The 13,475-nt window shown below is 40.4% G+C and carries 11 protein-coding genes; 6 read left to right on the forward strand and 5 right to left on the reverse strand.

What is annotated here, in order from left to right:
* Positions 1 to 7: 7 nt before the first annotated feature.
* From NY014_RS14165 to tilS, 5 genes are all read right to left on the reverse strand, one after another.
* A complete protein-coding gene (locus tag NY014_RS14165) occupies positions 8 to 1,672 on the reverse strand; it encodes a mechanosensitive ion channel family protein (RefSeq protein ID WP_259415211.1) in 1,665 nt (554 codons plus the stop codon).
* 41 nt (positions 1,673 to 1,713) lie between these two features.
* On the reverse strand, positions 1,714 to 4,416 hold the full coding sequence (locus NY014_RS14170) for a hypothetical protein (RefSeq protein ID WP_259415212.1): 2,703 nt from the start codon (positions 4,414 to 4,416) through the stop codon (positions 1,714 to 1,716).
* Positions 4,417 to 4,508: 92 nt separating this feature from the next.
* A complete protein-coding gene (gene mdh / locus NY014_RS14175; RefSeq protein ID WP_135075378.1) occupies positions 4,509 to 5,444 on the reverse strand; it encodes a malate dehydrogenase in 936 nt (311 codons plus the stop codon).
* A gap of 133 nt (positions 5,445 to 5,577) precedes the next feature.
* Positions 5,578 to 6,093, reverse strand: a complete 516-nt coding sequence (locus NY014_RS14180) for a Crp/Fnr family transcriptional regulator (RefSeq protein ID WP_135075375.1) — start codon at positions 6,091 to 6,093, stop codon at positions 5,578 to 5,580.
* A complete protein-coding gene (gene tilS / locus NY014_RS14185) occupies positions 6,093 to 7,415 on the reverse strand; it encodes a tRNA lysidine(34) synthetase TilS (RefSeq protein WP_259415213.1) in 1,323 nt (440 codons plus the stop codon). Before tilS ends, NY014_RS14180 begins: the two co-directional genes overlap by 1 nt.
* 48 nt (positions 7,416 to 7,463) lie before the next feature.
* Here tilS and NY014_RS14190 point away from each other — a divergent pair, with 48 nt between their 5' ends.
* From NY014_RS14190 to porD, 6 genes are all read left to right on the forward strand, one after another.
* Positions 7,464 to 9,155 carry an OstA-like protein gene (locus NY014_RS14190; protein ID WP_259415214.1) on the forward strand — a complete coding sequence of 564 codons (1,692 nt, stop codon included), beginning with the start codon at positions 7,464 to 7,466 and terminating at the stop codon, positions 9,153 to 9,155.
* Positions 9,156 to 9,290: 135 nt separating this feature from the next.
* The gene (locus NY014_RS14195) at positions 9,291 to 10,010 is read left to right on the forward strand and encodes a T9SS type A sorting domain-containing protein (protein ID WP_259415215.1); all 720 of its coding nucleotides are present in this window, start codon (positions 9,291 to 9,293) and stop codon (positions 10,008 to 10,010) included.
* A gap of 67 nt (positions 10,011 to 10,077) precedes the next feature.
* Complete coding sequence (locus NY014_RS14200; protein ID WP_259415216.1) at positions 10,078 to 10,983, forward strand: outer membrane protein assembly factor BamD; 906 nt, start codon at positions 10,078 to 10,080, stop codon at positions 10,981 to 10,983.
* Positions 10,984 to 10,988: 5 nt separating this feature from the next.
* Positions 10,989 to 11,300: a DNA-directed RNA polymerase subunit omega gene (locus NY014_RS14205; RefSeq protein ID WP_259415217.1), complete on the forward strand. Its 312-nt coding sequence runs from the start codon at positions 10,989 to 10,991 to the stop codon at positions 11,298 to 11,300.
* On the forward strand, positions 11,300 to 12,514 hold the full coding sequence (gene coaBC, locus NY014_RS14210; protein WP_259415218.1) for a bifunctional phosphopantothenoylcysteine decarboxylase/phosphopantothenate--cysteine ligase CoaBC: 1,215 nt from the start codon (positions 11,300 to 11,302) through the stop codon (positions 12,512 to 12,514). The genes NY014_RS14205 and coaBC overlap by 1 nt, the downstream gene beginning before the upstream one ends.
* A gap of 21 nt (positions 12,515 to 12,535) precedes the next feature.
* The gene (porD, locus tag NY014_RS14215) at positions 12,536 to 13,441 is read left to right on the forward strand and encodes a type IX secretion system protein PorD (protein WP_259415219.1); all 906 of its coding nucleotides are present in this window, start codon (positions 12,536 to 12,538) and stop codon (positions 13,439 to 13,441) included.
* Positions 13,442 to 13,475 lie beyond the last annotated feature (34 nt).

Here is a 13,475-nt window from a genome sequence, read left to right on the forward strand (position 1 = left end):
TAAGAAATCAGTCCTTTTTTCCGAGCTCTTTGGATAAGAAATCGCTCAGCTTTCTTTGGTAATCTGCGTTATCGCTAGGATATACTGGCACCAATCCTTTTTTCTCAGGGAAGCTTTCCATGTGTAAGGTTTGTGTAGGGAAAGCAAAGCGAACTCCCAATGAATTAGCCAATTTCACTATCTGAATGAGTATTTCATGCCTAGCTCGCAATTCTTCCGGCCAGGTTGGAACCTCAAAGAAAATGTAAAACATCACATCCTGACTGTAAGCCGAAAGATTATTGAAATAGATGTTGAAGTAGTCTTTTCGGGTATCGGGATGCGCAAGTACAATTTCTTTTAATCCTTTCACGAACTCATCAATTAGCTGTGGAGGAGTGTCGTAAGTAACAGTCAAGGTAGAGTAAAAGCGACGATACTTTCTGAGGCCGTGATTGTCCAGAATCGCATCTGCAATTTTTCCATTTGGTACATACATGACAGAATTTCGGAAGGTTCGAATTCGCGTTGACCGGAATCCTACCTCTTCCACTGTTCCGTCAATCTCTCCAGAAGTAATCCAATCTCCAACTTGAAAAGGCTTATCGATGAAGATCATAATGGACCCAAAGAAATTCTTGATGGTATCCTGAGCTGCCAAGGCTATTGCCACACCACCAATAGAAAGTCCTGTCAGGAATGGAATAATATCCAGATTTAAGCCATCTCTCAGGATAAACAGGGTACCAATGATGATCACAAATGCCTTCAGGGTTTTCCGAAGGAGGGGGACTAATTGATCATCTAAGGTTGATTCTGTTTTGGTTGCCAGTCTTGCGAAATACACGGCCAGCACATTGACCAACTTGTAGAAGATCAAGGTTAGTAAAAGTGGCTTCAAGGTTCTCAAAATCACCACCATCCAAGACCAAATTTCTACAGGTAGCTGTAGAACCGGAAGAAGGATGGACAAGATTTGAGCAATAATAAAGTAGCTGACTACTTTGGCAACGGGAAGAAGGTAGTTTTCTCCTATTTGCTGATAATTGAATTTTCGGAAGAAATAGACCAATACCCGATCTACCAAAAAGGTCAGTAAAAAGTGGCTGACAAACACTAAGAGAATAATAAAAAACAAACCGAAAAGCTGCCAGGAATGGAGCCCTAAGTATCTATCATTTCCAATTTTTGGAAGCAAGTTTAGCAGTCTATCTGTGCCATAAGGATAGGTTTTCTTATGTAGTTCATCAATTTGGCTTACTGTGAAAGCAGAGAATTTCCACTCTGAACCTCTTTTTTCAAGGAAAACTCCGGGTAATTTATCCTTGTCGAAATAGTAGATGTCCTCATTTATAAGGCCTGTCGTATCCTGATAATTGGCGAGTCTTGGAATTTGACTGGCTCGAATGATGATTCCCTGACCTTCAAACACCTGCTTGAGTTTGATACTTAATCTAGTTCCGTCTGCCTCATCAATACCGTTTAAGTTTAATGTGGAGGCAGCTTTTTCAGGAAAGAAATTATTATCCTCCAAATTGTGAAAGAAAGTCAGCGTAGTATGATAGGGGGTGCTGAGATTAGCTCGATTGGAATCAGAAATGGAGGCTGCGTTATCTCGAATCAGTTGGGCATGTAACTGAAGAGAAATCAGGAATAAAAAAGATAGGCTGAGTATGAATTTTCGAAGCTTCATTTTCGAAATAGTTTTCTTTTTAACAGGAGTTCTGAAATTGCTTAAGCGGATAGCAAGTAAGAAACCAAACGGTTTCCGGTAATCGTTCTAATCAGGTATTGATTATTTCGCTGGTCATAGCTAATCTGAATCGAGCCAGAACTATCCAATGGTAAATTAGTAAGCAGATTTCCACTTAGATCATAAAGGAAAGCAAAGTTTTGCTCTGGATCTACCACTACAAAAATCTGACGATCTCCACCAAAATCAAAATATTGGTAAATCAAGTTCCCCTCGGATACCCGTAGATTGAACAATTCCTCTTCTTTGGAATTGAATGCTTTCAATTGGTTGTAGGTTTTGGAAACGATCAGGAAGGATTGATTTCGTTGATCTGGGATCAAGAAGAACTCACTGTCCCGATCATCTTTGATGAGTTGATTTCGATTGATCACTTCTCCATCAAAATTCACCTGAATTACTTGTCCATCTTGAGTTACCCCGGTCAATCCATATTGATTGGAAGCGTTCATTCTACCAAAGAATAAACCTGAATTGAACTCTCCACTCAAATCAAAAGGTGAACCTTCTTGGGCTTCGCCTCTTCGATTGAATAAATGTAATTTCCCACTCTTTGAAAGAGTGCCCATGTAATCTCCTTTTCCAGGAACGCGGAAATGGTTAGGATTTTGGAAACTTGGATATCCGATTGAATTGGGGTTCCATCCGTCCAGTCTAGTCCCAGTTTTATCCAGCAAGAATAAATCCCCTTCAGCAGTAGCCAAGAAATAGCGATACTCTCGGTTATTGTCATAATCTACTAACTGTAGATGGGTTAGTTTTTGATCAAAATTGAAAGGGTAACCCGTTAGTGGATTTCCTAAACGATCGATTCCATAGACTTTGTCAGCAGTCGCAAGTAAGACTTGGAGTTTGTCGTTTTTATAATAATCTACCTGAAAAGCATCTCCTAGAATTTTTCCGGAAAGTGGCACGCTGTAAACCAAAGTACCATCAGAATTTAGGAGGTGGAAGGTATGATTTTCATCCTGAACGATGATATCTTCAGTGCCGTCTTGATAATTGATAATGGATTGTGGACCCCAAATCAATGGGCTTTCAAATTCAATTTGCTTTTGGGAAGCAAGGCTTACCGATGCTTGAGCCTCTACTGGGGCCGGGGCGGAATCATCGAAAGGAACTAGGATGCTGCTCTTTTTTTGATTACCAACCTGATTGATTCGCAAAGTCAGGTAATCAAAAGATGTAAAAGACGGCCGATACCGCTGAAAGAAAGAGCTCCAAGATGAATTAGCCTGGTCGGTCCAGCTGTTCCAAATTTCTTTCAATCGATAAGTTTGAGAAAAACCAGCACTTGGACTAATGACAGTTTTTAGATTTTCAGGAAATCTTGAATAGCCCCAAGTGAACCCACCTTCCAAATCATCAATCAACATTTTCATTGCCGATTGAGAATTGGCGAAGAATAAGAGGTTGCCCCGTTTTGTAATGAAGGTTTGGGGGAATCCCTGAAATTTGCCAGAGAATAAATATGCCGGTAACTCCTCGGTTCCTACAAAAAATATTTCCGCATCCCGGTAAAAATCAGAGTAGGTAGGATTCTCCTGTTCCAAGTAGCTTCTCAGAATACTAATTGGAGCGTTATCATTGACAATTCTGGAGACAAGGATGAGGTTTTTGCTTCCATCGGAATTGGGCTCTAACTCTTGGAAATATAATTCGCCGCTTAAGCCATCCAAAAATCCTTGGTCAATAAGATTTCGCTGGACTTCCCCTTGAATCGTTGATTTTGGAGTGAAGCCACGATTTGTCAATTCTTGAATCTCAAAAATCCCAGGTAGGTTGTATTGGGTAATTGATAATGCTCTCGCGGAAATGCCTTCCTGAATTTCACTCCAATTGGCTTGCAAAGAAGGAGTGAAAGTAACCTGATCGAAGAGTGAAATTTCTCCTTCTAGTCGAATTTGGTTCGAGTCTAAAATTAAATCGTAAGCAGCCTGGGCATCCAGATTTTCGAGTGATTTGATCTGAATGCTTTCTCGGTCTTTGGAAGTACCTTTTATCAAATGTGCTATGCTTTTTCCGCTAAGCCAAAGCCTTCCCAGGCTACCTTTTTCTTGGGTGATTGTAAAATCTTCCCAAGAGCTTGAAATGCTTTGTGGAGCCTCATACATTCGGATTGCTTCCTCCACCAAAAAAGAAGACTCTGAAAATACTAGTAGCCCCCCTAAGTGGGCAAAACTGTAGAGTCGTTCATCAGTACCTTTGACAACTTCTAATATTTCAATGTCTGTATAGTTTCGGTCTGTAATTTTTATATCAGCAGGAATTTGGTTGCGTAGAGAGGCTAGAAGATTCTCAAATTCAGATTTTTCTTGTTGCAAAATGTAAAGCAATTCGAAGTTCTCAGTTCCGATGGGATGGTAAGAAATGCTTAAAAGATTTCCATTAAGAAGCCTAGAAATTTGCCCTTGATATCCTGTGAGGCTGTCTAATTGTGAGAGATTTTCTGCGATTTCTTCAAAAGCAGGGAAAATGCTGATTTTTTCCCACAAAGAATGATTGACTAAGGTGTTCCAGCTTTGGTCAGCTTGTTCGGTTTCAAAAATAAAAACCGCATTGTCACTGATTAATTGGCGGTTTTGGAGTCGGGGTTCGGAAGAATACTTAGAATATAACCAGTATCCTGTAGCGGCAGTAACCAAGATGATGGCGAGGATGAGTGCGCTTTTTCCGATGTTCACCGTGCTGGATTTTTTTATGGTTAAATACAAAAATCAGACCCGGAATTTGACTTGGTCAAGCCATATCCCGGGTCTGTATGAAAAGGAGGTGATTAATTGGACAATTTATCCAATACGCTCATTACCTCTTTTACGTGTCCTCTAGAGACCTCGAGAAGAGCTTTTTCTTCCTCATTCAAATCGAGTTCGATTACTTTCTCGATACCGTTTTTACCCAAGATAACTGGTACGCCTAGGTAGCAATCATCGATTCCATATTCTCCATCCAATTTGATACAAACCGGGAATACGCGACGCTGATTTTTCAAGATAGCTTCCACCATTTGAGCTGCTGCAGAACCTGGTGCATACCAAGCAGATGTTCCCATCAACTTCACAAGTTCGCCACCGCCAAACTTGGTTCTTTCGATGATAGCATCCAACTTATCTTTTTCGATCAATTCAGTTACAGGAATGCCAGCCACAGTAGTGTATCTAGGAAGCGGAACCATGGTGTCTCCATGTCCACCCATTAGGATGGCTTGAATTTCTTTTCCAGAAACGTTCAATTCTTCCGCCAAAAATGCTCTGTATCTAGCAGTATCCAAAATACCCGCCATACCCATTACTTTGGTACGAGGAAGCTTGGAAGTCAAATGTGCCTGATAAGTCATCACGTCAAGTGGGTTGGAAACGACGATGATGATAGCATTTGGAGAATATTTGATCACATTTTCAGTTACGGACTTAACGATTCCCGCATTGGTTTCGATCAAGTCATCCCGGGTCATTCCAGGTTTTCTTGGCAAGCCAGAAGTGATCACCACTACATCAGAATTGGCAGTCTTTGAATAATCGTTTGTGCTTCCCACAGTTCGGGAATCATATTGATTGATGGGAGCCTTTTGCCAGATATCTAGTGCCTTTCCTTCGGCTACACCTTCTTTGATATCTACCAAAACAATCTCTTCCGCGATTTCGCGATAGGCCAAAACGTCAGCACAGGTTGCCCCGACGTTTCCAGCCCCAACTACGGTTACTTTGCTCATGATTTTATGGATTTTATAAATGATAATTGCGTAAAAAGCGACGCTAAGTTAATTAACAATGACAGGATTAGAAACCCGAAAGGGAATACTTTGTTAAGCGGAAAAATAAAGGGGCTAAGAATCGTGTAAATTTTTACTCAAACATCTGTCGAAGGCTGAAAAACCCGAATGATTCCCGATAGGAGCGGAACAGTCGCTGGTTGTTTTCATTGTAAAATTCAGCCAAAGCAGTCATGATTTTCGCCTTGATTTTGGGGTTGCTATCGAAGATTTCCTGAATTGCGAAATGAGGAATGACAATCAAGTCCGCTTCATCTGAGGTGATGATGGCGGTGTAGATTCTTTTACTGTTTTGTAGAAAAGCGTTTTCTCCAAAGGCTTGACCCTTATTGACTTCTAGAATAGTTTCAAAATTGTCCTTAACATCTATGGTCAGGTGAACTTGTCCTTTTTTGATTAGATAAAGCGCTTGACTGGGATCTTTGCTGAAAAACACCACTTCATCTTTGGTATACTTTCGAAAATGCATAGCGGGTAAAAACCGCTCCATTTCTTTGTTTTTAAGCTTTTCAAAAAATTTGATCAATCTTAAAAAATCAAATGTCTGCAGTTCAGCTTCGGTATAAGTCTTGGTAAAAGGGTTTCTCATCAGTTTTTCATTTTGAAATGGAGAATTGTTCGGGTAGATCCATCACACTTGGCCCATTCGGCAATACGGTGCCCAATTACCCAAGCAATTTGCCCATCGGAAATCAGTACTTTAACCCGCTCTTTGTGAATGCGAGGTAATTTCAAATCTATCAAAAAGTCCGAAACTTTTTTTGGATGATTCATGCCAAGGGGAATAAATCGGTCTCCTAATTGCCATGTTCGTATTTCAAATGGAAAATTCAATTTTTCCAGATCGAGCATGGCATTTTCACGGGATGAATCCAGCTTGTCTCCGATTGGTTTTTTGATCAATTCGTAAGTTCCCTCAGGTAAAGTAATTTCGATGTCCTGCTCTTGGATAAAAATAGATTGGAAGTTTTCAACCTGAGGAGCTAGTAATAATTCTTCCCGATCCACATTTAATTGATGGCTTGCACTGAAAAACTGCTTTCCGGACTCGCCGGATTTCGCAGATGATACGATGGCTTCACATTGATCAGAATTAAAACCAAAGCCTCGAAGCCAATAGAATATGAGCGTATTTGCTCCCGAATGGTGGTTAAACGCATGAAATGGGAGAGTTTGAGTGTCCTTGTCGGTTTTCAGGTATTTCCCCAACCAATCTTGGACTAAGCCATGTAAAGCTTTTCCTGCATCATGCATTCTGGCAAAGCTTCCAAGCAGATTTTGCCTGGCATCATCTGATACTGCATACAATCCAGGCAAGGCTTCTAATCGGAGTTTATTTCGCTTGTAATCAGTCTTTTGATTGGATTTGTCTTCTCTCCAGGCAATCCCGTTTTCTTTTGCAAAAGCCTCGATTTCAGCTTTCGAAAAAGGTAAAAGGGGTCTGATTAATCCGGATTTTTTGTCTGCCATTCCTTGAATACCATCCAGACCGGTTCCTCGTAGAAGATTCAAAAAGATGGTTTCCAATTGATCATCCTGATGATGTGCGAGGACAATTCCTTCCAAATTTCTTTCCTGTTTCAGGGATTCAAACCAAGAATATCTGATTTCCCTTGCCGCCATTTGGATAGAGAGCTTTTTTTCCTCTGCATGTTCCTGAGTTTTTGGGTGGTGAAGATGAAGAGTGATACCGTATTGTTCTGCCCATTGGATGACAAAAAGTTCGTCTTGATTGCTATCCTCTCCCCGAAGTCCAAAATTGACATGTGCTAGTTCAATGGGTATTTCAGACTTCATTAAGAGAAAGCCTAAAACCATGCTGTCCACTCCACCACTGCAAGCCAATAAATAGGTCTTCGATGGATCCAAAAGTGCCTTTTGGCGTATATGCTCCTGAAAAGCTGTTAACATTAACCAAAAATAGCTTTTTCTACTAATTTTGCCCACTTGAGTCTCTTTATGAAATCCACGCTTCGGTTTTTTCTATTCTTCCTTCTGAGCATTTGGTCTGTTCATACGCTTTATGGACAAACGAGAGGAGCTAATTCTCAGGGAAATACCTTGGATATTCTCCAGGCTGATTCTTTGAAGGGTGCTGAGGGTTTTGAGCGACTGATTGGATCGGTCCGAATGAAAAATCAAAGCACGTTGATTTCTTGTGACTCTGCGCATTTTTTTAGAATGGAAAATCGGGCTGAGTTGTTCGGTCGGGTATTCATTCAGGATGAGCAAGATTCGGTTACTACCCGCAGTGCTTTTGCCGAATATGATGGAAATACCAAACTGGCCAAGCTTCGATCGAATGTGGTCTTTTCCAATATGGAAACCACGGTCTACACAGACTATCTTAATTATGATCGAGCGGGAAATATTGCTACCTATTTCAACGGTGGGAGAGTAGTTGATTCTACCAACGTATTGACCAGTGAGCGAGGTCGTTATGAGGTGAATTTGGAGCGAATAACTTTTACTGATAATGTCGTTTTGGTCAACCCGGATTATACCATGAAGACCAATTACTTGGTGTACCTAACCATTCCCAAAACTGCTGAGACCAAAGGCTTAACAAATTTGGTATCGAAGGATGGAAACACACTCGATGCGGAAAAAGGAAGTTTCTATGATACCCAAGCAAAAAGTTTTCGATTCTTTGATGGGGTGGTTGAGACGGAAACTAGCCGGGTGAAGGCAGGTGAACTAATCTACCGAGAAAATGAAGCCTATTATGAAGGGAAAGATGATGTCCGGGTTTTGAACAAGGAGCGTGAAGTTGAAATCTTTGGTGATCAAGGTCAGTATTGGGAAGAAAGAGGGTATAGCTTGGTTCACGGAAATGCATTGGTGAGAAGATACTTCGAGATGGACACCTTGTATCTGACGGCTGATACCTTGATTTCCCAAGATAATGAAACGGATTCCCTCAAATACCTATTAGCTTTTTCTTCGATTCAACTAGTCAAATCAGACTTGTCGGGAATAGCGGATTCCCTGAGCTATAACTATGCTGATTCGACAATACGGCTTTTTAAAGACCCTGTAATATGGAATCAAAAAAGCCAAATCACGGCAGATTCGATGACCTTTTTCATTCAGAATGAGCAGATACGGGAGCTATATGTGAAAAACAATGCCTTTGCCGTGATGTCTGATACCTTGTTGAATTTCAACCAAATGAAGGGTCGCTCTATGACGGGGTATTTTAGAGAAGGGCAATTGGATCGTTTGAATATCGATGGAAATGGGGAGTCTCTTTATTATGCTCTAGAAGGGGATACTTTGGTTCAGGGAGTCAATAAAACCTTGTCGGCAACTATTCAAATGGGCTTTGAAGATGGGCAATTGGTCAAAGTCAATTATGGGGTGAAGCCAGAGGGGAAATTTATACCCGTTCAAGACATTGGAGAAGATGGGGGCAAACTGGAAGGTTTTACTTGGAGAGAAGAAGAAAAACCCGATATGGAGAAGATTTTTGCTTGGCGATCCATTGTAGAGATCGACCCGGATGCAAAAAATTTATTTGATGTTCCAAATGTGGAAATCCGCATGCCGACCGAGGAGGAAATGCAGAAGTCGCTCGAAAAATGGAAGGTAAATGCAAAAAAAAGGACTTTGGTCCCGCTCCAGAAAAACCAAAATTCCCCCAACGAATAAAATCTCAAAAAATTTTAAAGAGGTTAACAACAATTAACCCGAATTTTTCGTCCCGACATTACCTACCGCGTAGATTTGTTGTGTATATTTCTATTCAGAAACATCTATACGTAGGCTTATTGACAGAACTTCTACATGAATAATTTCCTCAAATTTTTTACATGGGCATTCATTGTGCTTCTTCCTGTGATGGTTGAAGCACAGGAGGTTCGTGTGTTGAGTGAAAGTCTAGAATTTGACGGAGCAATCGGAGCATCTCAGCGGAAAACCATCATTCTTCAAAATGAAGGTGATTCTCCAAAAACCTACTTTTTGAAAAACATTAATGGAAATATCGGTTCTTCCCAGGATATGAAAATCTGTATCGGGGAAAACTGCTTTGATGCAAAGCGTGATTTGGCGAAAATCAAAGTTAGTCTAGAGCCAGGTGAAATAGTGACAGATTTGTATTTGGAATTCTCGTTAGGTATCACTGAAACTAGAGGAGGATTTGATTTGGTTTTTGTCAATGAAAAAAATATCCGGGAATCTTTTGTGGTCGAAGCACAATACAACGTGATCAACCCTGAAGCAAAAGCTGATGAATCCGATTACGACGCGATACGAATTAGCGATGTTTATCCTAACCCAAGTAATCGAATTGCGCAATTGGATTATGTCCTAAAACAGCCTCAAGCTAATGCGAAAATTACAATCAATAGTTTCATTGGTAATCCCGTGGCTGAGTTTGAATTAGATCCTGATCAAAATACCTTGGTGATCAATGTTTCTGACTTTCATCCAGGGGTTTATTTTTACACCCTTTTTGTTGACAATAAGAATATTGTGACAAAAAAACTCGTTGTAAAGAAGTAATCTCCCAGTTTCCTATTCGTTTGAATACCAACAATTATCCCGTATATTTGCGGTCTTGAAAATGAGCATGCGTCGAATTTCCCTTTTCATACTTACATTCGCTTCCCTTCTTTATTCCTGTGGTCCTTTTGCCAAGTTGGAAAAGAGTACCAATTGGGAAGAGCTATATGAGGGTGCAAACAAGTATTACCAAGAAGGAGAATACAATAAGGCCATCATTCTTTATGATAAGGTCCTTCCGATTATCCGAGGTAGTGAAAAGGCTGAACTAGCAGATTACAATTATGCGTATTGTCATTTTAAGACAAAGCGATACATCGAGTCTGCAGGGTATTTCAATAATTTTTACCGTACTTACAATAGAAGTCCTTTGGCAGAAGAAGCATTGTTCATGCATGCCTATTCTTTGTATTTGGACTCTCCAGATTTCAATCTGGATCAGCAAAGTAGTCAAGAAGCGGTTGCAGCTATTCAGCAATTTGTGACACGATATCCAGGTTCAGATTCTTATGAGCGAGCTTTGGAGATGTTGGAAGACCTTGAAACTCGTTTTGAGCGTAAAGCTTACGAGGAGTCTCAAATGTATTACAGACTGAAAGATGGTTTGTTCCCGGGAGATTTCTACAGAGCATGTATCGTCAACTTTCAGAATTTCGCTAAGGATTTTCCAGAAAGTGAATACAATGAAGAGTTAGCGTATAAGTTGGTAGAAGTGAGTACAGGCTATGCGGTAAACAGTGTTTTTTCTAAAAAGGAAGAACGTCTAAATGATGTGTTTACTTATGCTCTGAATTTCTATAGAAGATATCCGGATAGCAAGTTTACAGCAGAGGTGAAAAACTATGAAGCCGAAGCGCGAGAAGAGCTTGAGGAGCATTTGAAACTTAAGAAAGATATTGCTGAGCGAGAGGAAGCTGAAAAAAATAAACTTTCTACTCCAGCTACTAGTCAAACAAACGAAAACAAACAATAATCTATATGGCAGTTAATCCATCCATCATCACACGCGATTTGGACAAGGTTTCTGAACCTACCGAAAACATCTACGAGTCAATTCATATCGTAGGTCAGCGTGCCAAGCAAATCTCAAATAATTTGAAAGAAGAGCTGAACAACAAGCTTTCCGAGTTTGCTTCTACCGTAGATAATTTGGAAGAGGTATTTGAGAATAAAGAGCAAATCGAAATTTCCAAGTTTTACGAAAGAATGCCAAAACCAACTTCTTTGGCTATGGAGGAGTTTATGGAAGGTAAAGTATATTACCGATATCCAGAAGAGGAAGCAGAATAATGAAGCTTTCAGGTAAGCGGATTATTTTAGGAGTCACAGGTAGCATTGCTGCCTATAAGTCCGCTTTCCTAACAAGATTATTAATTAAAGAAGGAGCAGAGGTACAGGTCATCCTAAGTGCCTCTGCTCTTGATTTTATAAGTCCTTTGACTTTGGCTACTCTTTCCAAGCGACCCGCTTTACATCAATTTCAAAAAGATGAAACCGGCGTTTGGAACAATCATGTCGAATTGGGTCTTTGGGCTGATCTGATGATTTTTGCGCCTTTATCTGCCAATACTTTGGCGAAGATGGCAAATGGCCATTGTGATAACCTTTTACTCGCTACCTATCTTTCCGCACGTTGTCCAGTCTGGTTTGCTCCAGCCATGGATTTGGATATGTATCAGCACCCTGCCGTCCGAAAAAATATTGAAACGCTACAATCCTTTGGAAATCGACTTCTGGATGCCGAAAGCGGAGAACTCGCTTCTGGACTTTCCGGTCAGGGAAGAATGATGGAGCCAGAAAATATCGTTGAAGAGATCAAACGTTTTTTCGAATCAGGTCAGGACTTTAAGGGAAAAAAAGTTGGGTTGACTATTGGGCCTACTCAGGAAGCTATCGACCCGGTTCGCTTTATTTCCAATCATTCCAGTGGAAAAATGGGCTATGCACTTGCGGAAGCTTTTTTAGAAAGGGGAGCAGAGGTTTGGGTGGTTTCTGGGCCTATTTCCATTCCGGTAGCTAAGGAAAATTTTCATTGGGTAGATGTACACAGCGCTCAGGAAATGTACCTTGCCGCAAACGACATTCATTCAAAAATGGATGTAATGGTTTTTGCAGCTGCTGTTGCTGATTATGCGCCTGCAGAAGTGGCGCCAGAAAAAATCAAAAAGCAGGGGAATTCTCTTGAAATTCACCTCAAAAAGAATGTAGACATTGCCCAGGAATTGGGTAAGCAGAAAAAGCCAAACCAAATTCATGTTGGATTTGCTCTTGAAACCGAGAATGAAAAAGAGCATGCGGTTGATAAGTTGAATCGTAAAAATTTTGATTTGATCGTTCTGAATTCCATGAAAGAAAAAGGGGCTGGTTTTCGTTTAGATACCAATCGCGTGAGTATTTTTTCTAAGTCTGGAGAAGTAGTAGAATCGGATGTTGCTCCGAAAAAAGAAATTGCGGGAATGATTTTGGATCAAATCAAAAAGGAATCAAGTTGGACTCTCGTTTGATTTTTTCTTTACTTGTATTTCATGAAGAAAATCGCAGCTATTCTTTTTCTCTTTTTAAGCTCTAGCATCAGCTCCTTCGCTCAGGAGTTGAATTTTACTGTCATTATCAATAGCGAGCGTTCTAATCTACAGAACACCGATATTTTCAACCAGATGAAAACTTCTTTCGAGCAGTTTTTAAATGGGCGTTCCTGGACTTCTAATGAATTTCGGCCTGAAGAGCGAATCAAAGGCAACTTGCTGATTACCATAAATGAAGCGACGACCGTTGGGTCTTTTTCCGCTACGGTTCAGGTGCAAACGGTCCGTCCTGTTTATGGCACCAATTATGAAACCTTGCTTTTGAATTTTGCAGACCGAAACTGGAATTTTGAATTCATTGAATCCCAGCCTATTGAATTCAACCGTTTTACTTTTTTAAATAATATTTCCTCTTTGCTGGCATTTTATGCCAATATCGCTATAGGCTTAGACTATGATAGTTTTGAGAGCCGTGGAGGTAACTCATTTTTTGCGGTTGCGAACGATATCGTGAATAATGCTCAGCAATCGGGGAGAGCAGGATGGGGGCAGAGTAATTCCGACCGGAGAAATCGTTTTTGGTTGATTAATGACATTTATTCTTCCTCGGTTTATTCTTCTATTCGGGATGCTTATTATCTCTATCATCGTCAAGGTTTGGATATTCTTCAGATCGATTCCGAAAAAGCCTACCAAAATATGCTGGAAGCAATCCGATTGGTAGCAGAAGCTAATAAGGCTCAACCGAATGGGATTTTTACCATTGCATTTATGGATGCAAAAGGAGATGAAATCAGTAAGATTTTTAAGAATGCTCCTATGGAGATTCGCACCGAAGTCGTAGAATTATTGCTTGAAGTAGATCCCAATAATGCCAGAAAGTACAATGAGCTGCTGAAAAGCTAAAGGGGATTTTTTAGCTTTGTGCAAAACCATAATT

The organism is Algoriphagus limi (assembly GCF_024919275.1).
Classification (GTDB): domain Bacteria; phylum Bacteroidota; class Bacteroidia; order Cytophagales; family Cyclobacteriaceae; genus Algoriphagus; species Algoriphagus limi.

What these genes read in the sequence shown, in the direction of transcription:
- NY014_RS14165 (WP_259415211.1), bottom strand. Translation starts at nt 1,672, where the DNA reads ATGAAGCTTCGAAAATTCATACTCAGCCTATCTTTTTTATTCCTGATT.
- mdh (WP_135075378.1), bottom strand. Translation starts at nt 5,444, where the DNA reads ATGAGCAAAGTAACCGTAGTTGGGGCTGGAAACGTCGGGGCAACCTGT.
- NY014_RS14180 (WP_135075375.1), bottom strand. Translation starts at nt 6,093, where the DNA reads ATGAGAAACCCTTTTACCAAGACTTATACCGAAGCTGAACTGCAGACA.
- tilS (WP_259415213.1), bottom strand. Translation starts at nt 7,415, where the DNA reads ATGTTAACAGCTTTTCAGGAGCATATACGCCAAAAGGCACTTTTGGAT.
- NY014_RS14190 (WP_259415214.1), top strand. Translation starts at nt 7,464, where the DNA reads ATGAAATCCACGCTTCGGTTTTTTCTATTCTTCCTTCTGAGCATTTGG.
- NY014_RS14195 (WP_259415215.1), top strand. Translation starts at nt 9,291, where the DNA reads ATGAATAATTTCCTCAAATTTTTTACATGGGCATTCATTGTGCTTCTT.
- NY014_RS14200 (WP_259415216.1), top strand. Translation starts at nt 10,078, where the DNA reads ATGCGTCGAATTTCCCTTTTCATACTTACATTCGCTTCCCTTCTTTAT.
- NY014_RS14205 (WP_259415217.1), top strand. Translation starts at nt 10,989, where the DNA reads ATGGCAGTTAATCCATCCATCATCACACGCGATTTGGACAAGGTTTCT.
- coaBC (WP_259415218.1), top strand. Translation starts at nt 11,300, where the DNA reads ATGAAGCTTTCAGGTAAGCGGATTATTTTAGGAGTCACAGGTAGCATT.
- porD (WP_259415219.1), top strand. Translation starts at nt 12,536, where the DNA reads ATGAAGAAAATCGCAGCTATTCTTTTTCTCTTTTTAAGCTCTAGCATC.